Here is a 26,566-nt window from a genome sequence, read left to right on the forward strand (position 1 = left end):
GCCCAACCTTTCTAGCCCGCCTGGACAATAAAAAAGCCGCATCGGAACGATGCGGCCTGTCAGTCTACTGCATCCGGCACGCGCGGGCGCTATTTCAGCGACACGCTGTCGTTGAGCACGCGCGGCGTCAGGAACACCAGCAGCTCGGTCCGGTTGTTGACCTTGGCGTTGTCCTTGAACAGGTTGCCGAGAATCGGGATGTCCCCCAGCAATGGCACCTTGTTCACATTGGTGGACTCGGTCTGGCTATAGATGCCGCCAATCACCACCGTGCCACCGTTCTCCACCAGCACCTGCGTCTGCACGTGCTTGGTGTCGATGGCAAAGCCCGAGGTGGTCTGGATGCCCACGCTGTCCTTGTTGACGTCGACGTCCAGCAGCACATTGCCTTCCGGCGTGATCTGCGGCGTGACTTCCAGCTTCAGGTTGGCCTTGCGGAACTGCACCGAGGTGGCGCCGCTGGAGGTGGCAGCCTGGTAGGGCAACTCCGTGCCTTGCTCTATCAGCGCCTTGATATTGTTGGCGGTGACCACGCGCGGGCTGGAGATGATCTTGCCCCGCCCGTCCGCTTCCAGCGCGGACAGCTCGAGCGCCAGGAAACGGCCGGCCGTGTTGCTGAACAGGCTGACCGCGACCGAGCCCGGGTTGACGCCGTTGATCGCCGCCGCCGGCAGGCTCAGCGCCGGGCCGTTGTCCCAGGTTGCGTTCTGCGTCACCGGGCTGACCACATTGGTGTAGGTGTTGCCGTAGCCGGCACCCGCCGTCTTGGAGGCAAAACCCAGCCTGACGCCCAGGTTGCGGCTGAAGGTATCGTTGGCCTCGACGATGCGCGCCTCGATGATCACCTGGCGCACCGGGATGTCGATCTTGCCGAGGAAACTCTGCACCTCTTCGAGCTTGGTCGCGATATCGGACACGAACAGCTGGTTGGTACGGGGATCGGCCGTCAGCGAGCCACGCTTGGACAGCATGCGAGTGTTACTGGCAGCCGCACCGCCTATGCCGACCGCCCCGACTGCGCCCACGCTGCCCAATGCGCCCGCGCCGCCGACGCCACCGGCACCCGCCGCGGCCAGCCCAAGCAGCATGCGCCGCACGTCTTCGGCACGCTGGTAGTTGAGCTGGAACACCTGGCTGCGGATCGGCTCGAGGTCATTGATCTGCTGCTGCGATTCGAGCTCGAGCTTTTCCTTGGTAGCCAGCTCGGCCTTGGGCGCCACCCACAGCACATTGCCGTTGCGGCGCGAGGCCAGTCCCTTGGCATCGAGCACGATCTGCAGCGCCTGGTCCCAGGGCACATCCTTCAGGCGCAGCGTCAGGTTGCCCTGCACGCTTTCGCTGGTGATGATGTTGAGGTTGGTGAAATCGGCAAACACCTGCAGCAGCGAGCGGATATCGATGTTCTGGAAGTTCAGCGAGAGCCGCTCGCCGCGAAATCCTGCCCCGCTGATCAGCTTGGCCGGATCTTCCTTGACCGGGCGCACTTCCACCACGAACTGCGTATCGGTCTGGTAGGAGCTGTACTCCCAGTTGCCTCGCGGCTCGATGGTGAGGCGGGTGCTGCCGTTGTTGTCGCTCGCGCGCATGCCCTGCACCGGCGTGCCGAAATCCGTCACATCAAAGCGCCTGCGCATGCCGTCGGGCAGCGAGGTATTGAGGAAATCGACCACCACGTTCTGGCCCTGCTGCGCGATATTGATGCCGGAATCGCGCGAGGAAAGATCCACCACGATGCGGCCAGCGCCATCCTGGCCGCGGCGGAAATCGATATTGCGCACGGTCGGCCGCATCGCGGGCACTGCCGGCGCCTGCGCCGAGCTGGGGGCGAACGTCGGCACCGCCGCGCGGGCAGTCGGGGCGACATTGTCGAGCAGCACCACGAACAGGTTGCCGCGCACCTCGGTGCGATAGCTGGCCACCCGGGTCAGGTCGAGGATCACACGGGTGCGATCGCCGATCTGGACCACATTGGCGCTCTTGAGCAACTTGCCGCCGAAGTCATATTGCGCCCGCCCGGCCGAGAAGCCGGTATCGAGAAAGTCGATGGCGAGCTTGGGCGGATTCTGCGTGGTGAAGTCGGCCGGCTTTTGCGCCGGCGGCCCCTGCATCTCGACCGTGAACACGGTCTGCTCGCCCACCGTGGTGGCATCGACGCGCTTGATGGCGTTGCCCGGCGTCGGTTGCGCCAGTGCAGCCGGCGCGGCCAATACCAGCGTCATCATTGCGGCGCCCGCAAGCGCCCGGTACCAGCGACCCATGATCATGCCGACCCCTCCAGCTTCAGGCTGGTCATTTTCTCTTTCCACTCGGCTACCCCTTCCCGGACCAATTCGCGCAACACGATCTCCTGATCGTTGATGCGGACCACCCGGCCGTAATTCTGGCCGAGATACTGCCCCACCTTGACGTGGTGGATCTTGTTATCTACTTGCACGACGCCGTAGGTCTCGCCGCTCTTCTTCATGGCGCCCAGCATCTTGAAGTTCTCCAGCGGGAAATCCTCCAGCGGCTCGCGCCGGCGGCCGGATTCCGGCGACTCGGACAGGACCCGGTTCAGGTCGCCGATCTTGTTCTGGGCAAAGGGCTCGGGCGCGCTGCGGCCCGCGTAGTCGCGCGGCACGTAGGGCTTGGGCTCGGGCAGCGGCGCCGGCGGCGGCGCCTTGGCAGCCTGGGCTTGCGCCATCCACTGGCGCAGGCCGTCTTCCTCGCTGCCCCCGCAGGCTGCCAACAGCGCGGCGCCGATCAGCGCGCAAGCGCAGGCACGCAGGCGCGAAGCCTGGATCGCTGGCATCATTTCTTTGCTCCCGCGGCCGTCTTGGCCGCCGCGGCTTCCGCCTTGCGCTGCGCCGCCTGTTCGTCAGGGTCCAGCGCGCGGTAGGCCATGGCCGTGGCTTCCATCGTCAGCCCGCCATCCTTGCCGGTAGTGAACTGCAGCCCCTGCATCGAGACGATGCGCGAGAGCGCAGCAACATCGGCGTTGAACTGGGCCACGTCGTGGTAGCGGCCGGTAACCTTCAGGTTGACCGGGATCTCGGCAAAGTAGGGCTTGATCACGGCGGCTTGCGGCTTGAACAACTCGAACTGCAGGCCGCGCGCCACGCCAGCGTGATTGACATCGGCCAGCAGCGCGTCCATCTCGGTCTTGTTGGGCAACTGGCGCTCTACCAGTGCCACGCGCTGCTCCACCTCCGCCTTTTGCTTGCGCAGCGCGTCCAGGTTGGCCACCTGCGCCACCTTGCTCAGGTAGGACTGCTTCAGGGTGTCCTGCTCGGCATGCCGGCGATCGAGATCCTCGAGCTTGCCGCTCCAGTAGAACTGCCAGCCCAGCAGCAGCACCAGCACCGCAGCCAGCACCGCGAACAGCACGCGTGGGGCCCCCGGCCAGGTTTCCGGCTCATTGAGGTTCAGGCCACGGAACTGCGCGGTGAGATCGTTCAGCGTGGCGAGATTGATTTCGCTATTGAGTGCCATGGTCAGCCCTTTCCGCCTGCTGGCGCACTCGCGCCGGCGAGGCCGGCCTTGCCCTTCTTGCCGTCCTCCGGCGCTTCCGGCGCACGGTAGGCAAAGCGCATGGAGAAATCGAACAGGCGCCGCTGCTCGCGCAGGTTGTTGGTCATCATCACGGCCTTGGATTCGCCCAGCTCGGCCTTGTCCAGCCACTGCACCTGACTGAGGTTGCGCAGCAACTCCGACACGCGCTCGTTCGACTGCGCGATGCCAGTCACGGTAAAGGCGTCGCCGGTCTGCTTGAGGGTGGTCAGGTACACGCCTTCGGGCACTTGGCGCACCAGTTCCTCCAGCAACTGCACGGGGCGGTTGCGCTCGTTCTGCAGGCCCTCGATGGCCTTCTGCCGCTGCAGCAGCCCTTCGATATCCTTGCGCAGCGTATTGACCTCGCGGATCTGCCCGTCCATGCGGTTGTTCTCTGCGAGGAGCACCTGGTTCAGGCTGGACACGGCATCGACGCGGTGATCGATGTACATGCCGCCCAGCAGCACCACCAGCGCGCCGGCGCCGGCCGCGCCGCCCAGCAGGGCGTAGACCTTCTTGCGCCGCGAGGCCCTGCGGGCTTCGTGGTAAGGCAGCAGATTAACTGTCGGGATCGAATTGGTGGACATGCGGCTTCCCTCGCTGGCTTACTGCAGGCCGCGCAGCGCAAGCCCGGCGCTCACGATGTAGGCCGGCAGGTCGCGCTGCAGATAGCGCTCGTTGACCTTGACGGCTGTCATCATGTTGGCAAAGGGGTTGGCCAGCGTGGTGGTGATCTCGGTTTGCTGCTCGATCGCGGCGTGCACGCCGACCAGCGACGCATGGCCACCGGAGAGCAGGATCTCGTCGACCCGGCCGATGCTCGAAGCTGACAGGAAGTTGCGCACGGCGCCTTGCACCTCCACCGCCAGCGCCTCTAGGGAGGGCTTGAGCAACTGGGTGCGCCAGGCTTCGGGCAGCGTATTCTTGCGCTTCTTGATCTCGGCCTTGAGCGCGTCCAGCGTAAACATGCGCGCCGCGCTCTGGGTGAGCTGGTCGCCGTAGCTGTTGAGCGGCTGCTCGTAGAGTTCTTTCCAGCCTTGGTAGAAGATCGCCTTGGAGCGGCTGCCGCCAAGGTGGATCACTGCCACCACGGGCAGTTCCTTGGCATCGGTGGCGCTGATGTCGGCAGACACGCCCAGCATCTGCACCACGGAGCGCTGCACCGCGTATTCCTCGACGTCCATCACGTGCGGCTTGAGTCCGGCCATTTCGGCAGCGGTCACGCGCTCCTGCACACGGTCGCTGTTGGCAGCGGTCACGCGCACGCCGATGCCGCCCTCGGTTTCGCTGGGGCCGATCACGGCGAAATCGAAATTGACGGCCTGCGATGGCGGATAGAGGCGATGCGCCTCGGATTCCACCTGGACGTAAAGCTCGTCCTCGGACAGGTTGTCCGGCAGGCTGACGGTCTGCGATTCGGTCAGCATCGAAGGCACGCCGAGCACCACCTCCTTGGAGCGGATGCCGGCTTTGCCGAGGGCGCGCTTCAGAGCGATGCCAACGGCTTCGATATTGACCACGTTGCCATCGGCAACGGCATTACGGTCCAGCAGTTCGCTGGCACATTTTTCCAGCCGATAGTCGTTCTTGCCACTGCCCACGGACAGCTCGACTACCTTAACGCTGGACGACCCGATGTCAACGCCGACCGTCGTACGGCGCAACAACCCCGACAAGATACCTCGCCGCAAGGTGACCCCCTGACCGTTGAACTCGCCTTGGCTTGGTTGCTCTAATTTGGCGAGTCTGTATTGTTTCTTGGATGAAACGTTTTGCTCTTTTAGTTGGTGGATTCTCACCAAAAAACGGGGCGCTGGCAATGTGCCGGTTTGACCACGATTGCTTTTCATCAACACCCCTCACAAAGCGTTGCCAAAATCCCACGGTACCCCTCGCCCTACCCACTTCGCCCATCTTTTCGTTTCATGCAGATCTCAATCCCATTACATCTTGTAACAGCGCGATAGCGGCTTGCGCGCCACAGCGCGCCGGGAGCGGAGTATCCCGGGAGATATAATCCCGGCACCTCTAACTAGGTATTTCCCTTATGGCCACAGCACAACAGAAGCCGTCCCTACCTGCCCGACGTCCGATCTGGATGCGGCTGACCTTTTGGGCCCTGGGCCTGCTGGTAGCCGGGATCGTGGCGGTGGCACTGCTGGTGGGATACGCGCTGCTGGTGGCCGCGCCCAACCTGCCATCGCTCGACACCATCACGGATTACCGTCCGAAGATCCCATTGCGGATCTACACGGCCGACAACGTGCTCATCGGTGAGTTCGGCGAGGAACGGCGCAATTTCGTGCCGATTGCGGAAATACCGGACGTCATGAAGAAAGCCGTGCTGGCCATCGAGGACGATCGCTTCTACGAACACGGCGGCGTCGACTTCGTCGGCGTGCTGCGCGCCGGGCTGGCCAACCTGCGCGGCGGCCTGTCGCAGGGCGCCTCCACCATCACCATGCAGGTGGCGCGCAACTTCTTCCTCTCCAGCGAAAAGACGTACACCCGCAAGCTGTATGAAATGCTGCTGGCCTACAAGATCGAGGCCAACCTGTCCAAGGACCAGATCCTCGAGCTGTACATGAACCAGATCTACCTGGGGCAGCGCGCCTATGGCTTTGCCAGCGCGGCCCGGGTGTATTTCGGCAAGTCGATCAAGGACGTGACGCCGGCCGAGGCCGCCATGCTGGCCGGCCTGCCCAAGGCGCCGTCGGCCTACAACCCGGTGGTCAACCCCAAGCGCGCCAAGGTACGCCAGGAGTACATCCTGCAGCGCATGCGCGACCTGCGCTACCTCACGCCCGAGCAATACGACCAGGCCATCCACGAAGAACTGAAGGTGCGCGGCGAGGGCAATGAGTTCTCCACCCACGCCGAGTACGTGGCCGAGATCGTGCGCCAGTTGATGTACGCGCAATACCGCGAGGAAACCTACACCCGCGGCCTGACCGTCTACACCACGCTGAACAAGCCCGACCAGGACGCTGCCTATGAGGCGGTGCGCTCGGGCATCATGAATTACGAGCGCCGCCACGGCTACCGTGGCCCCGAGGCCTTTATCGACCTGCCCGCCGGCGCGGACGAGCGCGAGCAGGCCATCGACGACGCGCTGCTGGAGCACCCGGGCAGCGACGACCTGCGCTCGGCCGTGGTCACCAGCGTGACGGCCAAGCAGGTCACCGCCACGCTGCTGTCCGGCGAAGTCGCCACCATCGAAGGCCAGGCGCTGCGCTTCATCGCGCCGTCGCTGGCGGCCAATGCGCAGCCCAAGGCCAAGATCCGGCCGGGCGCGATCATCCGCGTGACGCAGGACGAAAAAGGCGCATGGACGGTCACGCAGCTGCCGGAAGTATCCGCCGCCTTTATCTCGCTCAACCCGGAGGACGGCGAGATCCGCTCGATGGTTGGCGGTTTCGATTTCAACCGCAACAAGTTCAACCACGTGACGCAGGCCTGGCGCCAGCCCGGCTCCAGCTTCAAGCCGTTCATCTACTCCGCGGCGCTGGAAAAGGGCTTCTCCCCCGCCACGGTGATCAATGACGCGCCACTGTCGATCAGCGATAACGGTGGCCAGGTGTGGGAGCCGAAGAACTACGACGGCAAGTTCGAAGGCCCGATGACCATGCGCCGTGCGCTGGCCAAGTCCAAAAATCTGGTGTCGGTGCGCATCCTGCGCGCCATCGGCACCCAGTACGCCCAGGACTACATCACGCGCTTCGGCTTCGACGCTGACAAGCACCCGGCCTACCTGCCGATGGCGCTGGGCGCGGGCAGCGTCACGCCGCTGCAGATGGCGGGCGCTTACTCGGTGTTTGCCAACGGCGGCTACCGCGTCAACCCCTACCTGATCCAGAAGGTGGTCGATTCGCGCGGCAACGTCATCTCCGAAACCAAGCCGCAGCGCGCCGGGCAGGACGCGGTACGCGTGCTCGATGCCCGCACCGCCTTCATTGCGGACTCCATGCTGCGCGACGTGGTGCGCACCGGCACGGCCAACAGCGCCAAGCAGCGCCTGGGCCGCAACGACCTGGCCGGCAAGACCGGCACCACCAACGACGCCGTCGACGCCTGGTTCGCCGGCTACACGCCCAAGCTGGTGGCGATCGCCTGGATGGGCTACGACCAGCCCAAGAGCCTGGGCGTGCGCGAGACCGGCGGTGGCCTGGCCCTGCCGATCTGGGTAGGCTACATGGGCAAGATGCTCAAGGGCGTACCGGAACTCCCCGAACGCCAGGCCCCGGAAGGCGTGGTCATGGTGGGCGGCGACTGGACCTTCGAGGAAAATGCGGGCGGCGCTGGCGTGGCTTCGGTTGGCCTTGGCGATCCGTGGCCTGGCAAGCCGGACGAAAGCACGCAATCGCCCGCCGACGTCGAGGCAGAGAAAAAGCGCATCCTGGAAATGTTCGGCGGCGGCTGAGGGGCGCCGCCGGGACAGCTTCCCGCCAATGAAAAAGCCGGCTTCGCGCCGGCTTTTTTTCGTGCCTGGGCGAGAGCGCTCAGGCCAGTTTCAACGTCACCCCCGCCTGCTGGCTCACATAGCCCGATAGCGCCGCATACAGCTCACCGCCGCCGCGCGTATCGACCCAGCGCTGGCCATCATGGCGAAAATGGAAACCACCCGAGCGCGCGGCCACCCACAGTTCCTGCATGGGCGCCTGGCTGTTGACGATGATCTTGGAGCCGTCTTCGAATTCGAGCTCCATGAGATTGCCGGCACGGTTGATTTCGATATCGGCGTCGGCCGCGTCGGCGGCGGTTTCCACCGAGCTTTCCAGCCGGTCCAGCTCTTGCTGGGCCAGCGCCAGGAACTCACTTTCACTCATGGGGGGCATGCTAAACTCCAAGACCGCCGGCCAGCGCCGCTATAGCTATAGCGATGTAGTGCCGTAGCCGGCAGCGTATTGAAAAGTACTTCGTCTTTCCGGTGGCCCCGCCGCGCTCCGCTTGAGGGACACTCCGGGACGATCGGGGACGACCCTGGACGACATTTTAAGGACGACCCGATGTTGCGTCGTGTTGCGATTGTATCGGCGTTTGCCGCCAGCCTTGCGATGCCCCTGCTGTCGGGATGCGGCATCCGCGGCCCGCTGGTGATGCCCAAGCAGCCTCCCGCACCGGCGCAGCCGGGTGTACCGGATCCCGGCCTGGGCAACCCGGCCGTGCCGAATCCGGCGGCGCCCCGGGGCTCCGCCTCCACTGCGGCACCCGCCACGGCCCCGGACGCAGTGCCGGCCGCCACCCCCACCGCCAAATAACCATGACCGCCTTCTTCCATCGCCACGACGGCGCCCTGAGCGTCGAGCACGTGCCGCTCGCGCGCATTGCCGCCGAATACGGCACCCCTACCTACGTCTACTCGCGCGCCGCGCTGACCGCCGCCTACCAGGCCTACGCCGCTGCGTGCCAGGGGCGCCGCGCGCGCGTGCAGTACGCCATGAAGGCCAATTCGAACCTGGCGATCCTGCAGGTCTTTGCCAGGCTCGGCGCGGGCTTCGATATCGTCTCTGGCGGCGAGTTGCAGCGCGTGCTGGCAGTGGGCGGCGATCCGCGCAAGGTAGTGTTCTCGGGCGTGGGCAAGACCGCCGCCGAGATGGAACTGGCGCTCCAGCACGATGTGCTGTCGTTCAACGTGGAGTCGATCCCCGAGCTGGACCGCCTCAATGCCGTGGCCGGCCGCCTGGGCAAGCGCGCGCGCGTGTCGCTGCGCATCAACCCGGATGTGGACGCCAAGACCCACCCGTATATTTCCACCGGCCTGAAGGGCAACAAGTTCGGCATCGCCTTCGAGGACGTGCTGCCTACCTACCGCGCCGCCGCCGCGCTGCCGCACCTGGAAGTCGCGGGCATCGACTGCCATATCGGCTCGCAGATCACCGAGGTCGCCCCTTACCTGGAAGCGCTGGACAAGGTGCTGGACGTGGTGGAAGCGCTGGAACGCGAAGGCATCAACCTTGAGCATATCGACGTGGGCGGTGGACTCGGCATCACTTACGACGACGAGACCCCGCCGGACATCACCGGCTTTGCCCGCACGCTGCTGGACCGCGTGGCAGAGCGTGGCCATGGCCATCGCGAGGTGCTGTTCGAGCCGGGCCGCTCGCTGGTGGGCAACGCCGGCGTGCTGCTGACCCAGGTCGAGTTCATCAAGCCAGGCGCCGCCAAGAACTTCTGCATCGTCGACGCGGCCATGAACGACCTGGCCCGCCCCGCCATGTACGAGGCCTACCACCGCATCGAGCCCGTGCAGCTGCGCGAGGCCGCACAGGCCACCGCCCTGACCTACGACGTGGTCGGCCCGGTGTGCGAATCCGGCGACTGGCTCGGCCGCGACCGCGCCCTGGCGGTGCAGCCGGGCGACCTGCTGGCCGTGATGTCAGCTGGCGCCTATGGCTTCGTCATGAGCTCCAACTACAACACCCGCCCGCGCGCGGCCGAAGTCATGGTCGACGGCGACGACGTGCACCTGGTGCGCGGCCGCGAGCACGTGGCTGACCTGTTCCGCGACGAACGCCTGCTGCAAGGCTAAGCGCCCGCCCTCCCCGTCACCGCGCCAAGCTGCCAGCAACACTCACCATGGCCGTCGAGAACTTCGACAAGCTGCGCGGCCAGCACTTGTTCAGCCCGGACGACGCCGTGCCGGCGGCGCTGGCCGGGGGACATCTTGAAGCCCTATGGCTCCCCGGGCGCGAAATGACGCTCTGCCTTTGAGTTCTACCGGTGTGCCTTGAAGCCAGTTGCAGGCTTGCGCCACCACCACCAGACCCGCATCGCCAGTAACCCGAACACCACGGCGGCATAGATCGATACCGTGCCAAAGTCGTGCTTGCCTGCCTTATGCCACCAGTAGTGCAGGATCGCCAGCACGGCAATGGCATACACCGCCCGGTGCAGCCCTTGCCAGCGCTTGCCACCCAGCCACTTGACCATGGCATTGGCTGAGGTGGCCGCCAGCGGCACCATCAGCACGAAGGCGGCAAACCCCACCGTGATGAAGGGGCGCTTGGCAATGTCCTTGATCATGTAGGCCACATCGAAGCCCCGGTCCACGGCAAGCCACAACAGGAAGTGCTGCAGCGCGTAGAAGAAGGCAAAGAGCCCGAGCATGCGGCGCAGCCGGATCAGCCAGTTCCAGCCCGTGAGCCGGCGCAGCGGCGTCACTGCCAGCGTGACGCACAGCATGACCAGCGTCCAGGTGCCGGTCGAGCGTGTGACGAACTCCAGCGGATTGGCACCGAACTGATCGGTAAAGCCGAGGTAGAGCAGCCGCAGGAAAGGCAGCATGGCAAGCAGCCACACCGCCATCTTCACCGTGCGCACGCGTTCCGGCGCAAGCGTCGCGAGCCCGGGCTGCCCGGCCGCTCGCGCCGGACGCACCGCCTCGCGCGACGGGGACATATCCGGGGGCGCCATCAGAAGAACTTCCGCAGGTCCATGCCCTGGTACAGCGACGCCACCTGCTGCCCGTAGCCGTTGAACGGCAGCGTCTTGCGCTTGGGCGCGAACAGCGCGCCAAAGCCGCTGCCTTTGTCCTCGCCGATGCGGCGCTCCGTAGCCTGGCTCCAGCGCGGGTGATCCACGTCCGGGTTCACGTTGGAGTAAAAACCGTACTCCTGCGCCGCGGCAAGGTTCCAACTGGTGGCGGGCTGCTTGTCGACAAAGCGGATCCTGACGATGGACTTGGCGCTCTTGAAGCCGTACTTCCAGGGCACCACCACGCGCACGGGCGCGCCGTTCTGGTTGGGCAACACCTCTCCGTACAGGCCAAAGGCCAGCAAGGTCAGCGGGTGCATCGCCTCGTCCAGGCGCAGCCCTTCGGTGTAAGGCCAGTCCAGCACGCGGGCGCTGACACCGGGCATCTGCTTCTTGTCGTTGAGGGTGACGAACTCCACGTACTTCGCGCCCGGCTGCGGCTCGACGCGGCGGACCAGCTCGGCCAGCGCATAGCCGCTCCACGGAATCACCATCGACCAGCCCTCCACGCAGCGCAGACGGTAGACCCGCTCTTCCATCGGCATCAGGCGCATGAGTTCGTCGATGTCATAGACCTTGGGCTTCTTCACCAGGCCTTCGACCGCGAGCTGCCACGGCCGGGTCCGCAGCGTGCCGGCGTTGCGCGCCGGGTCCGCCTTGTCGGTGCCGAATTCGTAGTAGTTGTTGTACGTGGTGACGTCCTCGTAAGGTGTGCGCTTCTCAGGCACCACGTACGCATTGTTGGGCGAGGCCGGCAATTTCTGCCCGCGCGGCGCCTGGGCAAGCGCATCGCGGGCGAACCATGGCGCTAGCGTACTCCCCGCTGCGCCCGCTGCTGCCAGCGCCAACAGGCGGCGCCGTGCGTCGAAAACACCGCGGGGCGTGATCTCGCTGGCGGCAATATCGTCGCCGCGCAGCCATTTCGGAGAGGGGATCAGCATCGTTGTTCCTCGTTACGTGCCATATGCAAAATGCGGTTCACCGTTCGTGCCTGGCCCGGGTGGGGCCCGCCTGCACGATTGGACTTGGGCTTGAGTCGAATGGTGCGAGGGAATCCTGACAACTTTTTCAGGGCCCGACGTCGCCGTCGCATCGCCTGACCTACGTACGCATGGCAGCCGGCAATCGGATGCGGGGCGCTCCGCGCAACGCATGACCGAGGCTCAACCGCCCTGATACTGCCGGTAAACGGCCTCTGCCAGTGCCAGCAAGGGTGCGCGCTCCAGCGGCCCGGCCAGCGCGAAGCCAAGATCCCGGTCTACCCAGTAGAAGGCCATGGTACGCGCCGCAGCGGCGGGACGCTCACTTGGCCCCGGGCCCATGCGCTCCAGCCGGAAGCCCGTATCGGGCGTGTCGCGCGCCATGTGCCGCAGTTGCAGCGATAGCCGGGTGCCATCGTCGGCCTCATACATCAGGATGGCCGACGGGCCGCCCTCGGCCACGCCAAGACGGCCCCCGATCAGGTGGAATCCCTGGGCGCGCAGGTCCGGCACCCGCAGCGGTGCCCCCAGGCGCTTGGACAGCCAGGCAACAAGATGGGCTTCATCGGTGGCCGCTACTTCGACCGGATGGCGCACCTCCGGCGCATAGACGACATGACTGGCCAGCGCCTCGCGCGCGAAGCGCTCCATCGACGGCGCCCCGGCCGCCAGCGTATCCGCGCGATCGTGCGCAATCCACCCGATCGCGCCGCCTGCCGCCAGCGAGGCAATGCTGGCGGCCAGCGCCATGCCCCAGCCGGCGGACCGCCGCGCCGCATTGCGGCTACTGCCCCGCAGCTTTGGCGGAAGTGCCGTTAGCGGCACCGATTCATTGAGCACGCGGTCGAAGGCCGCGTGCAATTCGTCCGTCTGCCGCCGCCAGCCTCCCACGCGCGCCGCGGTCTCGGGATGGGCGGCCAGGTACGCCTCCACCTCGGCGCGTCTTGCGGGATCGAGCTGGCCATCGGCGTAGGCGTGGAGATCGGCTTCGTTGACTGGGGACATCATTTGACTCGCTGCAGTCCAGCCGCGCGGCCGGCTGCCGGCTGGTTCGCATCGGCCGCCTTGGCTGGCGTGCCTTCCATCAGCATGCGCATCTGCTCCCGAGCCCGTGACAGCCGGGACATCACGGTGCCCACCGGCACCGCCAGCACCAGCGCCGCCTCGGCATAGCTGAGCTGCTCCAGGCCGACCAGCAGCATCACCGCGCGCTGCGCCTCGGGCAAGCGGGCCAGCGCCCGCGCCAAGTCCAGCCGCAGGCCGGGCTCAGGCCCAGCACTGGGTACGTCGGGCAGCGTGTCGGTATAGGTCACAAGGTCGGCGCGACGGTATGCGTTCACGCGCAGCCGGTGCATCATGGTCAACAGCCAAGACAGCAGGCCATCCGCGCCATCGCCCCACCAGGCGCCCGTGCGCAGGCGAAAGCGCCAGCGGTAGCGCAGCGCGCGCTCCAGCGTGTCCTGCACCAGGTCGTCGGCGGATGCGGTGTCCCCGGTCAGGCCCCGGGCGTGGCGCCGCAAGCGCGGCGCCAGCGCCACCAGTTGGCGGTCGAAACCGTCCATGCCGTCAGGCTGCCGTGGTCCGTATCAGGGCGTTGCCGCGTGCCAGACGTTGTTGAAGTTGTCGCCCGTGCGGTCGCCCGGCTTGGCATCCTTGGAGAAACGGTAGAGCGGCTTGCCGCGATAGGCCCATTGCTTGCCGCCATCGTCGCGCGTGATCACGCTGTAGTCGCCCGTGGCGCTGGTGCCGGGCGCGGCCATCAGGGGCGGCCAGTTGGTAGCGCAGCCGCCGTTGCAAGCGCTCTTGCCGGCCGTGTCACGGTCGAACGTGTAGAGCGTCAGGCCTTGGGGATCGGTCAATGTGCCACCGGCAACCTTCACCGTGGGCGGCATATCGCCGGCGCTGCCACCCATGCTGCCCATGCCCGAACAGGCGGACAGCAGGACCGCTGCAGAAGCGAGCGCGAGCACGGCGGGACGGGACAACGATGCGAGGGAAACGACTGCGTTGGGACGGGAAAGGGCCATGATGTCGATCTCCATGCGATGCGGCACCGCCAGCCGGCGCCGTCCCTTCAGTAAACACCGGATGTGACGGCTTTATTCCATTCGGGCGAAAAAAAACCTGCCGCATCGGCGCGATGGGCAGGTTTTCTCATTGCGGCGCAACACCCGGGTCAGAGTTCGCCGTAGCTATGCAGGCCGGAAAGGAACATGTTGACGCCCAGGAAGGCGAAGGTCGTGACCAGCAAACCCACTAGCGCCCACCAGGCCGCCATGGTGCCGCGCAGGCCCTTCATCAGCCGCATATGCAGCCAGGCCGCGTAGTTCAACCACACGATCAGGGCCCAGGTTTCCTTGGGGTCCCAGCTCCAGTAGCCGCCCCAGGCCTCCGCCGCCCACAGCGCACCCAGGATGGTGGCGATGGTGAAGAAGGCAAAGCCCACCGCGATCGCCTTGTACATCACATCGTCGAGCACTTCGAGCGAGGGCAGGCGCTCGGCGAGGATGCCGTGCTGCTTGAGCAGGTAGGCAACCGACACCATGGCGGCCAGGGCGAAGGTGCCGTAGCCGATGAAATTGGCCGGCACGTGGATCTTCATCCACCAGCTCTGCAGCGCGGGCACCAGCGGCTGAATCTCGCTCGCATCGCGGCTGACCGTGTACCACAGCAGGAAACCGACTGCCGCCGATACCACCAGCATCACGAACGGCCCCAGCGCACGGGTCTTGTAGCGGCCTTCGTAATACAGGTGGAACAACGAGGTGATGAGCGTGAACAGCACGAACACTTCGTACAGGTTGGAGATGGGAATGTGGCCGATGTCGGCGCCGATCAGGTAGGACTCGTACCAGCGCACCAGCATGCCGGTAAAGCCCAGCACCACCGCTGCCCACACCATCTTGCTGCCGATCTGCAGCCCGGTCTCCGAGCGCGCCACCAAGCCGCCCCAGTAGAACAGGGTGGACAGGAACACCAGGGCGCTCATCCACAAGATGGCGGACTGGCTCGACAGGAAGTACTTGAGGAAGAAGGCCTGCTCGGCGCGCGGCAACTGGCCCTGGTAGAGCTGGATCGCGAACAGCGACAACACGGTCAGCGCCACCATCAGCAGCCGCACCGGCTTCCAGTGCCACCCCAGCAGCGCGAAGGTAGGCACTGCGGCGATCAGCACGCCCTTGTCGTAGACATTCATCCACTCGCCGTAGCGCGCCAGCGCGAAGCCCGCGCCCACTGCCAGCATCAAGGCAAAGAGCCAGTCGACCCAGCCGAGCCGGCGCAGGAACGACGGCTCCAGGTAGGCCTGCTCGGCGCCACTCGCGGCAACGCCTGCCGGACTCTCGTGCATGCCCGGCCTGGCCTGATTCACATTCGAAGACATAGTGGTTCCTGCTTAATTGCGGGCGCTGGTCGTGTCGATACTGCCGGCGGCGCGGCCTACATCGTCGCGCAGCGCGACAAACTCTTTCTCGAAATCCAGTGTACGGCGCTGCGTTGACATGGCCATCAGCACATGGCTGGCGGCGCCCTGTCCCCCGGCGGGATCTGCGGGATCCTTCACCCAGAGCCAGACGCGGCGTTCGCGGATGTAGAACATCGAGAACACTCCCAGCACCAACAGCAGACAGCCAAGATACACGATGTTCTTCCCTGGTGCACGGGTCATCTGGAACACGCTGGCCTTCACTTCCGTGAAGTCGTCGAGCTGCAGGAAAACCGGCGCGGTATAGAAGAAACTGTCGGACAGCGCATTGATGGCTTGCTGCATGAAAGCGCCGCTCTGGGCGCTATTTGGCACCACCGGCAACTTGTCTTGCGCGCGCGCCAACTGCCAGAGTTCCCACATCGAGCCATTGAGGATCTTCAGCAGCACATCCGCGGCTTTCTGTTGTTCGGCTGGCGGCACGGACTTTTCCAGAAAGGCGGCAATCGCGGTGAAGCCGCCCGGCGGGGCTTGCGGGTTGCTGCGCGAGGCGCCGGCAAACAGGTCGAGCGCGCGCAGTGCGCTCTCAGCCAACTGGCCGCGCAATACTTCGCGATCCTCGCCCGGCATCGAGGCAAGTGCGAAGCGGCGCGCGGCTTCGCTGCGCATCGCGCGGTCCTGCAGCGCGGCTCGCAGGCGCATCCAGTCCGCCACGCTGTTTTGCTCGTCGGCCGGGATGCGCAGGTAGCGGAACGGCTCGCTAGGCGTGTCCCGCATGCCTGCAAGGAAGACCGACTGGCCGTCGAGTTGCACCGGCACCATGTAGTTGTTGAATTCGCGGGCCTGGCCGTTGCGGTCGCGCAACTTGTACTGCACCGAAGGGCCAACGTTGCGCAACTCCTTTGCACGGTCAGGATTGACCGCCGAGCCCAGATGAGACTCGAGCTTCTCGTTGAGCGACTTGCGCGCAACGCCACGCGCGTCCGGCTTGCCCGATGCATCGGTGACGTTCTCGATATTCATCAGGCGGAAATCGCTGAACTCGACCGTCAAACCCTCGGCGTCGGCCGCGTTGCCCGTGCCGCTCAGTGGCGCGTTGGCACCGACAGTGCCGGCAAAGGCAAAGGTCTTGTCGCTAGTACCCTGCATCGGGTAGCCAACGAACTTCAGCTTGGAGCCACCATCCTCGAAGCTGGACTGGTAGATGGCCACGCCATCCACCACCAGCGGCTCGTTGACCTTGATGGTGGCCTCGGTCTTGCGGCCGGTGGCGCGGTCGGTGATGACCACGTCGGAGGCGAACAGCTTGGGCATGCCGGTCGAGTAATGCTCGACGGTGAACTTCTTCAGCGTGATATTGAACGGCAGGTCCTGCACCAGCGCGCCGTCCGAGATATTCAGGATAGCGGTGGACACCGTCGAGCCTTCCGGCACGAAGGCGTTGCCGCGAAAGCCCGGATTGTTGACCGACAAACGGTGCTGGGGCGGGATGTCGTTGATCACGGCGTTGCCGCTGATCGGGCTCTTGCCGCCAAACCACATCTGCGCGCGGATCAGCATGTCGCCATCGAGCAGGCCGCCGACGCAGATCACCACGATGGCGGTGTGCGCGAGGATGTAGCCCAGCTTGTTGGCCGCGCCCGCCTTGGCGGCCAGCAAGGTGGCGCCCTCATGCGCAACGCTCTTGATACGGTAGCCGCGATTGGCCAGCAGCGCGGTGAGACGCGTCACCGCATCGGCGCGGGGACGGCCCGAATCGAACTCGGCGTGATGGTGGAAGGACCGCAGGCTGCGCTCACGCACATGGTCCTTCCATGAGCGCATGTCCTTGATCATCTTGGGCGCGTTGCGGGTCAGGCATAGCGAGGTGGAGATCACCAGGAAGGTCAGGATCAGCAGGAACCACCAGGAGCTGTAGACCTTCTGCAACGACAGCGCGTGGAACAGGTCAGCCCAGAAGGGACCGAACTGGTTCACATAGTTGGGATAGGGCTCGTTCTGCTTGAGGACGGTGCCGACCACGCTGGCAATCGCAATCACCGTCAGCAGCGCGATGGCGAAACGCATCGAGGACAGCAGCTCAACCGCGTCGCGTAGCAGGCGGTGAGAAGTCTTCAAGTGCAGTCCTGACGTGGAAGCGGTGGACATGTGCAGTGGGGCCCTCGGCCTTGAAATGAAAAAGGGTGGACTTGCTCGCGCAGGCCACCCTCTTCGATTGTTGCCGGGCTGCTTGGTTGCACCTGGGCGTGGCGCCTCGCCAGTGGCGAGGCCCGCTGCGGTGCTCCGGCTACCCGGCGCGGAACGACTTAGCGAATCCCTGCGGCGTAGTCGGCCACAGCCTTGATCTCGGCATCCGACATCTTGGCGGCGATGGTGGTCATCACGGGATTGTTCTTGCGGGTGCCCTGGCGGAACGCAACCAGTTGCGCTTCAGTGTACTCGGACCATTGGCCGCCGATGCGCGGGTACTGGGCCGGAATGCCGGCGCCGGTTGGGCCGTGGCAAGCCGCGCAGGCCGGCACGCCCTTGGCCGCGATGCCGCCGCGGTAGATTTTCTGGCCGGCTTCGATGGTGTCCTTGTTCTTGGCGGTGGCAGGCTTGAGGGTCTGCTTGGCCAGGTAGGCGCCGACGTCCTTCATTTCCTGCTCGGACAAGGCAGCCGCGTACGGCGACATGATGGCGTTGTTGCGAGCCTTGGCTTTGAAGTCGTCGAGCTGCTTGTGCACGTATTCCGGGTGCTGGGCGGCCAGCTTCGGGTTGGCGGCGCCGCCGCTGTTACCGTTGGCGCCATGGCAGCTCAGGCAAGCCGGGACATTGCGATCAGGGGCACCTTGCGTGTAGAGGGTTTCGCCCTTGGCCGGATCAGCCTTTGCGGCGGCCTGCTCTGCGGCAGATGCCAGACCGGTCATGGCAGTTGCCGGCAGAGCCAGCGCCACAACAGCCAGAAGTTTCGCAATGCGGTTCATTCGCACACCTTGTCTGAATTGTTTTGAAATCCATGGGGCACGCCGTTCAGCACACTGCCCGCGGTGAGGACGCGATGGACAGGCACCTTGACATCGGAAATTCATCACGACGGACCGCCGGCTCGCCTGAAGCCAGAAAACGCCCAGGCGAAAGCCGGATGGCACCGCCCCCATGCGAACGAGGGCGGCAGACCGTGCGAATATCCCGGTAGCAGGCCCAGACCCCCGGTTGGCCCTCTTGCGCCGGCGCCGGGCTTCGGCGCCGTAACAGGGACTAGACCAACAGGCTTGCTACCACGATGGAACGGACACGCAAGACTTCCCTGCCAGATAAATGCGCGACCAAGGATGCCGCGCGCCACCTAATCGGGAGGCCGTTAACCGCGTTATTGTACAATAAATCGTGTGCCGGATAGAGGATGTGCGCGCCGCGACGCGGCCAGACGCCAGCCCCGGCCATCCAGGCGGCCGCATGTGCCGCCCACCTCACTCACATCGGCGCGGTGACGCCGGCGAACCCGCCTGAATCCAGGCGGCAGCCCGCCCCCACCCGCCCCATCGCCCAAGCGCATGTCCCTCCTACATCAGGCCCGCTTTTTCGTTACCGTCAATCATCTGCGCGACCTGCCTGCCACGGCCGTGCCGGAAGTGGCGTTCGCCGGCCGCTCCAACGCCGGCAAATCCACCGCCATCAACATCCTGTGCAACCAGAAGCGGCTGGCTTTCTCGTCGCGCACGCCGGGCCGCACCCAGCACATCAACTTTTTCGGCGTGGCCCCGGTCAAGGCGCCGGACCCGCTCGCCTTCCTCGTCGACTTGCCCGGCTACGGCTATGCGCAGGTCTCGGGGTCGGCCAAGTTCCATTGGCAAGCGTTGCTGAGCGACTACGTGCAGACCCGCTCGCAACTGTCCGGACTGGTACTGATGATGGACGCGCGCCGCCCCTTTACCGACCTGGATTGCCAGATGGTCGAGTGGTTCCTGCCCACGGGCCGGCCCATTCACGTGCTGCTGACCAAGGCCGACAAGCTGACCAACAGCGAGAACGCCCTGGCCCTGCGCGAAACCCGCAAGGTGCTGGCCGGCTACGCAGAGCAGCTGGACACGCCCGTGCCCCTGACCGCGCAGCTGTTCTCCAGCCTGAAGCGTCGCGGCATCGAGGAAGCCCAGCGCGTGGTGGCTGGCTGGCTGTCCCTGCCCGAGGCGCTGCCGCCCGCAGCCCAGGAGAGCAAGGCCGCAGGCGCGCGGCAAGCTGAACCGCAAGCGGAACCCGATACCGCTGCGGACGATGCGCCTCCCGACACGCCCGCGAACTGATCTGCTGGCGCCGGAAAGCGTACCCACCCCTGCGCCCGCCCTGCTGCCGGATCGACAAGTCAATCGGCAAATGAGCCGGCAAAAAAAAACCCCGTTGCAAGCAACGGGGGCGAACTTTCCCACCGGTTAAGGGCGGGTACCCGCTCAGGGAGGAGTAGCGGGGGACGCTGCATCACGCAAGCGCAACGCAGAGTGTCCGCGAGTATGATAGCGGGCGAGATCAAAAGTTTAGTTTTTCTTTCGCAAGCGGCCTGGCCAGGCACTCGCCAGCCACATCGCGCCAGCCGCCCGGCAGACTCCCGCACTTCTTTTTCGACTCCTCTCTCAAGCCATGTCCACATTTCCCGAGTACCGTCCGCGCCGCATGCGCCGTGATGATTTCTCACGCAGGCTGATGCGCGAGAACCGCTTGTCGCCAGATAACCTGATCTATCCGGTATTCATTGTCGACGGGCATAACCAGCGTGAGAGCGTGGCGTCCATGCCCGGCGTGGAGCGTCTGTCGATTGACCTGCTGCTGCCGGTGGCGGAAGACTGCGTGAAACTCGGCATCCCGGTCATCGCGCTGTTCCCGGTGATCGATCCGGCCTTGAAAACACCCGACGGCATCGAGGCGACCAACGCCGAAGGCCTGATCCCGCGTGCCGTGCGCGCGCTCAAGGACCGCTTCCCGGAACTGGGCGTGCTGACCGACGTGGCGCTGGATCCATACACCAGCCACGGCCAGGACGGCGTGCTGGACGACGACGGCTATGTGATCAACGACGTCACGGTGGAGATCCTGGTCAAGCAGGCGCTGACGCAGGCTGCGGCCGGCGTGGATATCGTGGCGCCCTCGGACATGATGGACGGGCGCATCGGCGCCGTGCGCGCGGCGCTGGAAGACGGCGGCTATATCCACACCCGGATCATGGCTTATTCGGCCAAGTTCGCCTCCGCCTTCTACGGCCCGTTCCGCGATGCGGTAGGCTCGGCGGCCAACCTGGGCAAGGGCAACAAGATGACCTACCAGATGGACCCGGCCAACTCCGACGAAGCCTTGCGCGAAGTGGCGCAGGACATCATGGAGGGCGCCGACATGGTGATGGTCAAGCCCGGCATGCCTTACCTCGACATCCTGCGGCGCGTGAAGGACGAGTTCCGTTTCCCCACCTACGTCTACCAGGTCAGCGGCGAGTACGCGATGCTCAAGGCCGCAGCCCAGAATGGCTGGCTGGACCACGACAAGGTCATGATGGAATCGCTGCTGGCCTTCCGCCGCGCCGGCGCCGATGGCATCCTGACCTATTTCGCACGCGACGCCGCTCGCCTGCTCACGCGCTGAACCGGCCCGGATGCAGCTGCTAGGCTTTTCCGCCAGCCAGGTCCATCCGCTCGCCTCGCTCGACGCGGCGCGCGACTTCCTCGCCGGCAATGCAGCGGCCCGTTTCGTCTGGGTCGACACGCCGATCGAGGAAATCAGCGCCGCGCCGACAGCCTGGCGCGACAGCGTCCAGGCGCTGACGGGGGCCCCGGTGCTGGACCTGCATCTCATCGATGCCACCAACCCGTCGCATCCGTCGTATTTCGATACGACGCATGTCTACGACATGGTGATCTTCCGCAAGCTCACCTTCGAGACCAGCCGGCTGATCGCCGAGGCCGGCGCAGAGGGGGCCGCGGCATCCGGAACGAGCGCGACCGCAACGGCGGCAACCTCGGCCACCGCCGCGATGGACATGGCGACGATGCCGGGCCAGCCCGCAGCTTCGGCCACGGCCTGCGCGACAGCCGGCCCGCAGCCCGCGGCAAAACCCGGTACCCCAACCAAGCCGCGCCGCTACCCGCCGGGCTTCCTGCCCGCGCTGGCCAAGATCGATACCCAGCCGGTCACGTTCTTTGTCTTTGACAACGTCCTGCTGACGGTACGGCCCGCGCAATCGCGCACGCTGGACCAGGTGCGCCAGCGCCTGCTTGAGCTGTGCCAGGCGCCGCGGCCGCAAGCGGCGTCAAAGACACGAGCCAACGGCCACGCCGCGCTGGTGCATGGCATCCGCCCGCCAACGCGCCCGGAAGACCTGATGCTGCGGCTGCTCAACGCCATGGTCGACCGCTATCTGGACCTGCGTGCGCCGCTGACGCGCCAGCTCGACCGGTGGCAGCGCGCGCTGCTTAACGCGCGGCGCAGCTTTTCCAGCTGGGAGGGCTTGCTCGACGCCCGCATCGAGCTGCGGCGGCTGGAGCACCTGTGCGAGGAGCAGCACGACGCGCTACAAGAGTTCCGCGACAGCCTGCTCGACAACAGCTATAGCATCGCGAGTGAAGGACCCGCCGCAGGCACGGCGGGCCGCGACGATGCGCTGCTGGTGCGAATCAACGACGTGATGGAACACATCTCGCGCGTGCTCGCGCATGCGCGCCGGCTGGAGGACTCGATCGAGTCCGCGGTGCAGATTCACTTCTCTTCGGTGGCGCACCGCACCAATCGCACCATGCGCACGCTGACACTGATCACCGCGCTGTTCATGCCGCTCACGCTGATCACCGGCATCTTCGGCATGAACTTCGACCGCATGCCATGGCTGCGCGAGCCCCAGGGCTTCTGGTGGTCGCTGGGGCTGATGGGAGCGGTAGTTGTGGTGCTGGCCGCGGTATGGGCACTGGGGCGCCGGCTGGAGCAAAGCTAGCCGACGCCAGCCGAAGCCGGTGCTTCGGAGCATTGGGTATTTCAGCTACGGCTCAGGTATTGGCCTTGGTATCGAGTGCGCGCGACAGCGTGTCGAGAAACCGCGTGGCCGGCTGATAGCCGATTGCGCGGACCGGCCGCTCGCGCCCGTCGGCACCATACAGGATGATGCCCGGGGGGCCGAACAGGCCGAAGCGCTTGAGCAGCGCGCGGTCATCGGGGTTGTTCCGCGTGACATCCGCCTGCAGCATCACGACCTCGGACAGCCGCGCCCGTACGCGCTCATCGGTAAAGGTGAAGCGCTCCATCTCCTTGCAGCTCACGCACCAGTCCGCATAGAAATCGAGCAGCACCGGCTTGCCGGCGGCGGCGGCCTGCGCCACGCGCGCGTCGAGTTCCGCAACCGAGCGGACCCGCTCGAACCGTACCTCGGACACGCCGCCGGTCGCCGCTTCCGGCGCCGAGCGTGCGGCGCTCAGGTGCGCCAGCGGCTGCAGGGGGTCCCGGCCGCCGGATGCCAGCCCGACCAGGAGGATGGCGCCTGCCAGCGCCGCCAGCAGGCCCAGGCCCTTGCCCACCCTGGCCAGGCCATGCGCATCGGGGCCGAGCGAATCGAAGGCGCTCAGGAATACCGCACCAACCAGCAGCAGCGCAGCCCAGCCCGCCATCAGCGCCCACGCGGGCAGCACCGGGCTCACCATCCAGAGCGCCACACCTAGCAGCAGGAAGCCAAAGAAGCGCTTGGTCGTCTCCATCCAGCGCCCGGCGCGCGGCAGCAGGTTGCCCGCCCCCACGCCCACCAGCACCAGCGGCACGCCCATGCCGAGCGCCATGGCAAACAACGCACCGCCGCCGACCACGGCATCACCAGTGCGCGCGATATACGCCAGCGCACCGGCCAGTGGCGCCGTCACGCACGGCCCGACGATCAGCGCGGAGATCGCGCCCATGGCTGCGGCACCGGCGAGCTGCCCGCCCTGGCGGCGGTTGGACGAAGCCGTCAGCCGGGTCTGCCAGTGCTGCGGCAGCTGCAGCTCATAGAGACCGAACATGGACAGCGACAGCGCCACCATCAGCAACGCAAAGGCAGCCAGCACCCACGGCGCCTGCAGCGCTGCGGAGAGGCCCTCACCGAGCAGGCCCGCCGCCACGCCGATCCCCGTGTAGACCACTGCCATGCCAAGCACATAGGACAGCGATACCAGCAAGGCGCGCTTGCGCGTAACGTGCTCGCCCACCACGATCGACGACAGGATGGGCACCATCGGCAACACGCACGGCGTGAAGGTCAGCAGCAAGCCCAGACCGAAGAACAGCGCGGCGATCACGCCAAGGTTGCGGCTGGCCAGGGCACCGGCGATGCGGTCGTTCTCGTCGGCCGTGGGAGCCTGCAGGGCGGGGGAGGGGCCGGCCGCGTCGCCGCTTGCGGCGGGCGGGTTGTTGCCGATGCTGCTGGAATCCGCCGGTGCCCGCTTGCCGAACAATCCGTCAAGCACACCACCGCCGACCTTGAATACACTTTCCTGCGGCGGATAGCACAGGCCTTTGTCGGCACAGCCCTGGGAAGTCACCACCAGCGACCATTTGCCGTCGGCCGGGGCAGACTCCACCGGCACGCGGATGGTCAGCCCGCCGTGATAGGTTTCCATCTCCTTGCCGAACGTCTCGTCGAACTTGACCTTGCCGGGCGGGAACACCGGCGCACCCAGCTTGACGGATGCAGGCTGCGCCGCAAAGGCAAAGCGATCGCGGTAGAGGTAATAGCCATCCGCCACGTCGAAGCGAACCTCGATCGTCTTCGCATCGACCTGATGGGCAGCAAACCGGAAGGCCTGTTCCGGCGGCAGGAAGTCGTCATCGGCGGCATGCGCCACGCCGGCGAGGCACAGCCACAGCGAGGCCAGCAGCATGATCAGCAGCCGCGCTGCGGCACTATGCCGCATGGCTTGCCCAGCCCCCCAACCACCCGAGGCGTTCGCGCTCACACCGAAACTCATACCCTGCCTTTGAAATGTCATTCGTTGTATCCGCATCACGCTCGCATCATCGTGCTGTCCCCGGCCGCGGTGCCTATTGCCAGCATCACAGCATCAGTGTGAGTCGGCGCGGCAACCACTATCCTTACGCACTGTCGCCTTCGTCCGTGGTCGTTCGGGTTTCGTGCGCTACCCAGGCCAGATACGGCGCGAATCCCGCGACCAGCGGCATTGCCACGATCTCAGGCACCTCGTAGGGGTGCGCCAGCCGAATCGCTGCCTCCAGCGCGGCGTAACGCTCCTGGGTGGTTTTGATCATCAGCCGCCACTCGCGTGCGCTTTCGATCTCACCTTGCCACCAGTACTCGGACTCGCACGGCGCCAGCCGGTTCACGCATGCCGCCAGCCTAGACTCCAGCACGGCCCTTGCAACACGCCCCGCGGACTCGGCGTCCGGCAGCGATGTCATCACCAAGATTGCTTCGCTCATCAGATCGTCCTCCCAGGCCACAGGCCACAGGCTGCCCCGCGGCCAGACTCCGGCGCACCGGCCCCGGAAAACAAAAGAGCCAGGCATATAGCCTGGCTCGATTGTAAGCGGTGTCCGCGCGGCTCGCCGCGACCAACGGTCGCAAGCGGGCCGGGACGGAATCTTCCTTATTCGCCTGCTTCTTCAGCCGGCGCTTCGGTGATTTCCGGGCGGTCAACCAGCTCGACCAGTGCCATCGGCGCATTGTCGCCCTGGCGGAAACCGAACTTCAGGATGCGGGTGTAGCCACCCGGACGCGCGTTGTAACGCGGGCCGAGTTCGTTGAACAGCTTGGTGACCATGTCGCGGTCGCGCAGACGGGCGAAAGCCAGGCGGCGGTTGGCAACGGTGTCCTTCTTGGCCAGCGTGATCAGGGGCTCGACAACCTTGCGCAGTTCCTTGGCCTTGGGCAGGGTGGTCTTGATCAGCTCATGCTGGAACAGCGAGTTGGACATGTTGCGCAACATCGCGAGGCGGTGCGACGAGGTGCGGTTCAGTTTCCGCAAACCATGACGGTGACGCATGATGATTCCTTTATTGCAATGTTTGACCAGCTCTTCTATCGCTTGGCCGGAGCAATCTCCGGTTCGGCGCGGGCCGGTAGTCTATTAAGGCAGCCGGCACATGCCGGTCGCCGCGATGACCTGGCGCGGCGGCTGGACAAGCCCGCCACCGCGCCTGGCTATTACTTCTCCAGCCCTGCGGGCGGCCAGTTCTCGAGCTTCATGCCGAGGGTCAGGCCGCGCGAAGCCAGCACTTCCTTGATTTCGTTGAGCGACTTGCGACCCAGGTTCGGGGTCTTGAGCAGCTCGTTCTCGGTGCGCTGGATCAGGTCGCCGATGTAGTAGATGTTTTCGGCCTTCAGGCAGTTGGCCGAACGCACGGTCAGCTCCAGGTCGTCGACCGGGCGCAGCAGGATCGGATCGATCTGCGGCGTGCGGCTCGAAGCGGCTTCCGCCGACGACTCGGTGCCTTCCAGCGCGGCGAACACCGACAACTGGTCGACCAGGATGCGCGCCGATTGACGAATCGCTTCTTCGGGCGAAATCACGCCGTCGGTTTCGATGTTCATCACCAGCTTGTCGAGGTCGGTACGCTGTTCCACACGAGCCGATTCGACTGCGTACGAAACGCGGCGCACCGGCGAGAACGACGCGTCCAGCACGATGCGGCCAATGACCTTGCCCGCTTCGTCGCCGAACTTGCGCACGTTGCCCGGCACATAACCACGGCCTTGCTCGACCTTGATCTGCATATCGAGCTTGCCGCCGGCCGACAGGTGAGCGATCACGTGGCCGGGGTTGATGATCTCGACATCGTGGGGCAGCTCGATATCGGCAGCCGTCACAACGCCTTCGCCTTCCTTGCGCAGCGAGACCGTGACTTCGTCGCGGTTGTGCAGCTTGAAGACCACACCCTTCAGATTCAGCAGCAGGTTGACTACGTCTTCCTGCACGCCATCGATGGTGGAGTACTCATGGACCACCCCAGCGATCGTGACTTCGGTCGGCGCATAACCGACCATCGACGACAGCAGCACGCGACGCAGGGCGTTACCGAGCGTATGGCCATAGCCACGCTCGAACGGCTCCATCACGACCTTCGCGTGATGGTCGCCGAGCGGCTCCACGGCAATAATTTTAGGCTTGAGTAGTGCTGTTTGCATTAGGTTGTCCTTTTCAATACCCTCGGCTCGTTACACCGA

25 protein-coding genes are annotated in these 26,566 nt (G+C 65.6%); 7 read left to right on the plus strand and 18 right to left on the minus strand.

Annotated elements, in window-relative coordinates; genetic code table 11:
• Positions 1–89: 89 nt before the first annotated feature.
• Genes pilQ through pilM form a run of 5 tightly spaced genes read right to left on the minus strand, consistent with a single transcriptional unit; the run spans position 90 to position 5,207 of the window.
• Positions 90–2,264 carry a type IV pilus secretin PilQ gene (gene pilQ, locus F7R26_RS18745; protein WP_150985725.1) on the minus strand — a complete coding sequence of 725 codons (2,175 nt, stop codon included), beginning with the start codon at positions 2,262–2,264 and terminating at the stop codon, positions 90–92.
• Positions 2,261–2,791, minus strand: a complete 531-nt coding sequence (locus tag F7R26_RS18750; protein WP_236702062.1) for a pilus assembly protein PilP — start codon at positions 2,789–2,791, stop codon at positions 2,261–2,263. The genes pilQ and F7R26_RS18750 overlap by 4 nt, the downstream gene beginning before the upstream one ends.
• Entirely contained in the window at positions 2,791–3,471 is a 681-nt protein-coding gene (locus F7R26_RS18755; protein ID WP_150985726.1) for a type IV pilus inner membrane component PilO, read from the minus strand. The genes F7R26_RS18750 and F7R26_RS18755 overlap by 1 nt, the downstream gene beginning before the upstream one ends.
• A 2-nt stretch (positions 3,472–3,473) precedes the next feature.
• Complete coding sequence (locus F7R26_RS18760; RefSeq protein WP_150985727.1) at positions 3,474–4,118, minus strand: PilN domain-containing protein; 645 nt, start codon at positions 4,116–4,118, stop codon at positions 3,474–3,476.
• Between the two features lie 18 nt (positions 4,119–4,136).
• Complete coding sequence (pilM, locus tag F7R26_RS18765; protein ID WP_193692093.1) at positions 4,137–5,207, minus strand: type IV pilus assembly protein PilM; 1,071 nt, start codon at positions 5,205–5,207, stop codon at positions 4,137–4,139.
• A gap of 371 nt (positions 5,208–5,578) precedes the next feature.
• Here pilM and F7R26_RS18770 point away from each other — a divergent pair, with 371 nt between their 5' ends.
• On the plus strand, positions 5,579–7,951 hold the full coding sequence (locus tag F7R26_RS18770) for a penicillin-binding protein 1A (RefSeq protein ID WP_150985728.1): 2,373 nt from the start codon (positions 5,579–5,581) through the stop codon (positions 7,949–7,951).
• A 79-nt stretch (positions 7,952–8,030) separates the two neighbouring features.
• Here F7R26_RS18770 and cyaY read toward each other — a convergent pair whose 3' ends face one another.
• On the minus strand, positions 8,031–8,366 hold the full coding sequence (gene cyaY / locus F7R26_RS18775) for an iron donor protein CyaY (protein ID WP_150985729.1): 336 nt from the start codon (positions 8,364–8,366) through the stop codon (positions 8,031–8,033).
• A 171-nt stretch (positions 8,367–8,537) separates the two neighbouring features.
• Between cyaY and lptM the strand changes: the two genes are divergently transcribed.
• From lptM to F7R26_RS41475, 3 genes are read left to right on the plus strand one after another with little or no spacing between them, the layout of a single operon-like run.
• Positions 8,538–8,789, plus strand: coding sequence for an LPS translocon maturation chaperone LptM (gene lptM, locus F7R26_RS18780; RefSeq protein WP_150985730.1), 252 nt, complete (start codon positions 8,538–8,540; stop codon positions 8,787–8,789).
• 2 nt (positions 8,790–8,791) lie between these two features.
• On the plus strand, positions 8,792–10,060 hold the full coding sequence (gene lysA, locus F7R26_RS18785) for a diaminopimelate decarboxylase (protein WP_150985731.1): 1,269 nt from the start codon (positions 8,792–8,794) through the stop codon (positions 10,058–10,060).
• Between the two features lie 47 nt (positions 10,061–10,107).
• Positions 10,108–10,242, plus strand: a complete 135-nt coding sequence (locus tag F7R26_RS41475; RefSeq protein ID WP_277820349.1) for a hypothetical protein — start codon at positions 10,108–10,110, stop codon at positions 10,240–10,242.
• Between the two features lie 3 nt (positions 10,243–10,245).
• Here the strand turns inward: F7R26_RS41475 and msrQ are convergent, their stop codons facing one another.
• The 8 genes from msrQ to F7R26_RS18825 all read right to left on the minus strand — a co-directional run bounded on the left by msrQ (position 10,246) and on the right by F7R26_RS18825 (position 18,374).
• Positions 10,246–10,929, minus strand: a complete 684-nt coding sequence (gene msrQ / locus F7R26_RS18790) for a protein-methionine-sulfoxide reductase heme-binding subunit MsrQ (RefSeq protein WP_241754546.1) — start codon at positions 10,927–10,929, stop codon at positions 10,246–10,248.
• 14 nt (positions 10,930–10,943) lie between these two features.
• Positions 10,944–11,945, minus strand: coding sequence for a protein-methionine-sulfoxide reductase catalytic subunit MsrP (msrP, locus tag F7R26_RS18795; protein WP_150985733.1), 1,002 nt, complete (start codon positions 11,943–11,945; stop codon positions 10,944–10,946).
• Between the two features lie 222 nt (positions 11,946–12,167).
• A complete protein-coding gene (locus tag F7R26_RS18800; RefSeq protein WP_170301851.1) occupies positions 12,168–12,992 on the minus strand; it encodes an anti-sigma factor family protein in 825 nt (274 codons plus the stop codon).
• A complete protein-coding gene (locus F7R26_RS18805) occupies positions 12,989–13,546 on the minus strand; it encodes an RNA polymerase sigma factor (RefSeq protein ID WP_150985734.1) in 558 nt (185 codons plus the stop codon). Before F7R26_RS18805 ends, F7R26_RS18800 begins: the two co-directional genes overlap by 4 nt.
• Positions 13,547–13,570: 24 nt before the next feature.
• The gene (locus tag F7R26_RS18810) at positions 13,571–14,011 is read right to left on the minus strand and encodes a COG4315 family predicted lipoprotein (protein ID WP_150985735.1); all 441 of its coding nucleotides are present in this window, start codon (positions 14,009–14,011) and stop codon (positions 13,571–13,573) included.
• A 149-nt stretch (positions 14,012–14,160) separates the two neighbouring features.
• The gene (gene ccsB / locus F7R26_RS18815) at positions 14,161–15,333 is read right to left on the minus strand and encodes a c-type cytochrome biogenesis protein CcsB (protein WP_193692172.1); all 1,173 of its coding nucleotides are present in this window, start codon (positions 15,331–15,333) and stop codon (positions 14,161–14,163) included.
• Between the two features lie 45 nt (positions 15,334–15,378).
• The gene (locus F7R26_RS18820; RefSeq protein WP_150985737.1) at positions 15,379–17,556 is read right to left on the minus strand and encodes a cytochrome c biogenesis protein ResB; all 2,178 of its coding nucleotides are present in this window, start codon (positions 17,554–17,556) and stop codon (positions 15,379–15,381) included.
• Between the two features lie 158 nt (positions 17,557–17,714).
• The gene (locus F7R26_RS18825; protein ID WP_150985738.1) at positions 17,715–18,374 is read right to left on the minus strand and encodes a c-type cytochrome; all 660 of its coding nucleotides are present in this window, start codon (positions 18,372–18,374) and stop codon (positions 17,715–17,717) included.
• A gap of 570 nt (positions 18,375–18,944) precedes the next feature.
• On the opposite strand from F7R26_RS18825, the gene yihA reads away from it, so the two are divergent.
• The 3 genes from yihA to F7R26_RS18840 all read left to right on the plus strand — a co-directional run bounded on the left by yihA (position 18,945) and on the right by F7R26_RS18840 (position 22,357).
• A complete protein-coding gene (gene yihA / locus F7R26_RS18830) occupies positions 18,945–19,691 on the plus strand; it encodes a ribosome biogenesis GTP-binding protein YihA/YsxC (RefSeq protein ID WP_150985739.1) in 747 nt (248 codons plus the stop codon).
• Between the two features lie 331 nt (positions 19,692–20,022).
• On the plus strand, positions 20,023–21,015 hold the full coding sequence (gene hemB / locus F7R26_RS18835; protein WP_150985740.1) for a porphobilinogen synthase: 993 nt from the start codon (positions 20,023–20,025) through the stop codon (positions 21,013–21,015).
• A gap of 10 nt (positions 21,016–21,025) precedes the next feature.
• Entirely contained in the window at positions 21,026–22,357 is a 1,332-nt protein-coding gene (locus tag F7R26_RS18840; RefSeq protein ID WP_150985741.1) for a magnesium transporter CorA family protein, read from the plus strand.
• A 52-nt stretch (positions 22,358–22,409) separates the two neighbouring features.
• On the opposite strand, the gene dsbD is transcribed toward F7R26_RS18840, so the two are convergent.
• From dsbD to F7R26_RS18860, 4 genes are all read right to left on the minus strand, one after another.
• On the minus strand, positions 22,410–24,299 hold the full coding sequence (gene dsbD, locus F7R26_RS18845; RefSeq protein ID WP_241754364.1) for a protein-disulfide reductase DsbD: 1,890 nt from the start codon (positions 24,297–24,299) through the stop codon (positions 22,410–22,412).
• Positions 24,300–24,477: 178 nt separating this feature from the next.
• On the minus strand, positions 24,478–24,822 hold the full coding sequence (gene cutA / locus F7R26_RS18850; protein WP_150985742.1) for a divalent-cation tolerance protein CutA: 345 nt from the start codon (positions 24,820–24,822) through the stop codon (positions 24,478–24,480).
• A 167-nt stretch (positions 24,823–24,989) separates the two neighbouring features.
• Positions 24,990–25,385: a 50S ribosomal protein L17 gene (rplQ, locus tag F7R26_RS18855; protein ID WP_006160427.1), complete on the minus strand. Its 396-nt coding sequence runs from the start codon at positions 25,383–25,385 to the stop codon at positions 24,990–24,992.
• A 161-nt stretch (positions 25,386–25,546) separates the two neighbouring features.
• Positions 25,547–26,527 (minus strand): DNA-directed RNA polymerase subunit alpha, encoded by a 981-nt coding sequence (locus tag F7R26_RS18860; RefSeq protein ID WP_006160428.1) that lies wholly within the window; start codon positions 26,525–26,527, stop codon positions 25,547–25,549.
• Positions 26,528–26,566: the final 39 nt, after the last annotated feature.

The organism is Cupriavidus basilensis, from assembly GCF_008801925.2.
Classification (GTDB): Bacteria; Pseudomonadota; Gammaproteobacteria; order Burkholderiales; family Burkholderiaceae; genus Cupriavidus; species Cupriavidus basilensis.

Excerpts from the sequence above, each read along its gene's own strand:
- pilQ (WP_150985725.1), bottom strand. The coding sequence starts at position 2,264 with ATGATCATGGGTCGCTGGTACCGGGCGCTTGCGGGCGCCGCAATGATG.
- lptM (WP_150985730.1), top strand. The coding sequence starts at position 8,538 with ATGTTGCGTCGTGTTGCGATTGTATCGGCGTTTGCCGCCAGCCTTGCG.
- msrP (WP_150985733.1), bottom strand. The coding sequence starts at position 11,945 with ATGCTGATCCCCTCTCCGAAATGGCTGCGCGGCGACGATATTGCCGCC.
- F7R26_RS18750 (WP_236702062.1), bottom strand. The coding sequence starts at position 2,791 with ATGCCAGCGATCCAGGCTTCGCGCCTGCGTGCCTGCGCTTGCGCGCTG.
- F7R26_RS18755 (WP_150985726.1), bottom strand. The coding sequence starts at position 3,471 with ATGGCACTCAATAGCGAAATCAATCTCGCCACGCTGAACGATCTCACC.
- cyaY (WP_150985729.1), bottom strand. The coding sequence starts at position 8,366 with ATGCCCCCCATGAGTGAAAGTGAGTTCCTGGCGCTGGCCCAGCAAGAG.
- F7R26_RS18860 (WP_006160428.1), bottom strand. The coding sequence starts at position 26,527 with ATGCAAACAGCACTACTCAAGCCTAAAATTATTGCCGTGGAGCCGCTC.
- msrQ (WP_241754546.1), bottom strand. The coding sequence starts at position 10,929 with ATGTCCCCGTCGCGCGAGGCGGTGCGTCCGGCGCGAGCGGCCGGGCAG.
- F7R26_RS18770 (WP_150985728.1), top strand. The coding sequence starts at position 5,579 with ATGGCCACAGCACAACAGAAGCCGTCCCTACCTGCCCGACGTCCGATC.
- dsbD (WP_241754364.1), bottom strand. The coding sequence starts at position 24,299 with ATGCGGCATAGTGCCGCAGCGCGGCTGCTGATCATGCTGCTGGCCTCG.
- hemB (WP_150985740.1), top strand. The coding sequence starts at position 20,023 with ATGTCCACATTTCCCGAGTACCGTCCGCGCCGCATGCGCCGTGATGAT.
- cutA (WP_150985742.1), bottom strand. The coding sequence starts at position 24,822 with ATGAGCGAAGCAATCTTGGTGATGACATCGCTGCCGGACGCCGAGTCC.
- F7R26_RS18760 (WP_150985727.1), bottom strand. The coding sequence starts at position 4,118 with ATGTCCACCAATTCGATCCCGACAGTTAATCTGCTGCCTTACCACGAA.
- F7R26_RS18800 (WP_170301851.1), bottom strand. The coding sequence starts at position 12,992 with ATGATGTCCCCAGTCAACGAAGCCGATCTCCACGCCTACGCCGATGGC.
- F7R26_RS18825 (WP_150985738.1), bottom strand. The coding sequence starts at position 18,374 with ATGAACCGCATTGCGAAACTTCTGGCTGTTGTGGCGCTGGCTCTGCCG.
- lysA (WP_150985731.1), top strand. The coding sequence starts at position 8,792 with ATGACCGCCTTCTTCCATCGCCACGACGGCGCCCTGAGCGTCGAGCAC.
- F7R26_RS41475 (WP_277820349.1), top strand. The coding sequence starts at position 10,108 with ATGGCCGTCGAGAACTTCGACAAGCTGCGCGGCCAGCACTTGTTCAGC.
- F7R26_RS18810 (WP_150985735.1), bottom strand. The coding sequence starts at position 14,011 with ATGGCCCTTTCCCGTCCCAACGCAGTCGTTTCCCTCGCATCGTTGTCC.
- F7R26_RS18805 (WP_150985734.1), bottom strand. The coding sequence starts at position 13,546 with ATGGACGGTTTCGACCGCCAACTGGTGGCGCTGGCGCCGCGCTTGCGG.
- yihA (WP_150985739.1), top strand. The coding sequence starts at position 18,945 with ATGTCCCTCCTACATCAGGCCCGCTTTTTCGTTACCGTCAATCATCTG.
- ccsB (WP_193692172.1), bottom strand. The coding sequence starts at position 15,333 with ATGCACGAGAGTCCGGCAGGCGTTGCCGCGAGTGGCGCCGAGCAGGCC.
- rplQ (WP_006160427.1), bottom strand. The coding sequence starts at position 25,385 with ATGCGTCACCGTCATGGTTTGCGGAAACTGAACCGCACCTCGTCGCAC.
- F7R26_RS18840 (WP_150985741.1), top strand. The coding sequence starts at position 21,026 with ATGCAGCTGCTAGGCTTTTCCGCCAGCCAGGTCCATCCGCTCGCCTCG.
- F7R26_RS18820 (WP_150985737.1), bottom strand. The coding sequence starts at position 17,556 with ATGTCCACCGCTTCCACGTCAGGACTGCACTTGAAGACTTCTCACCGC.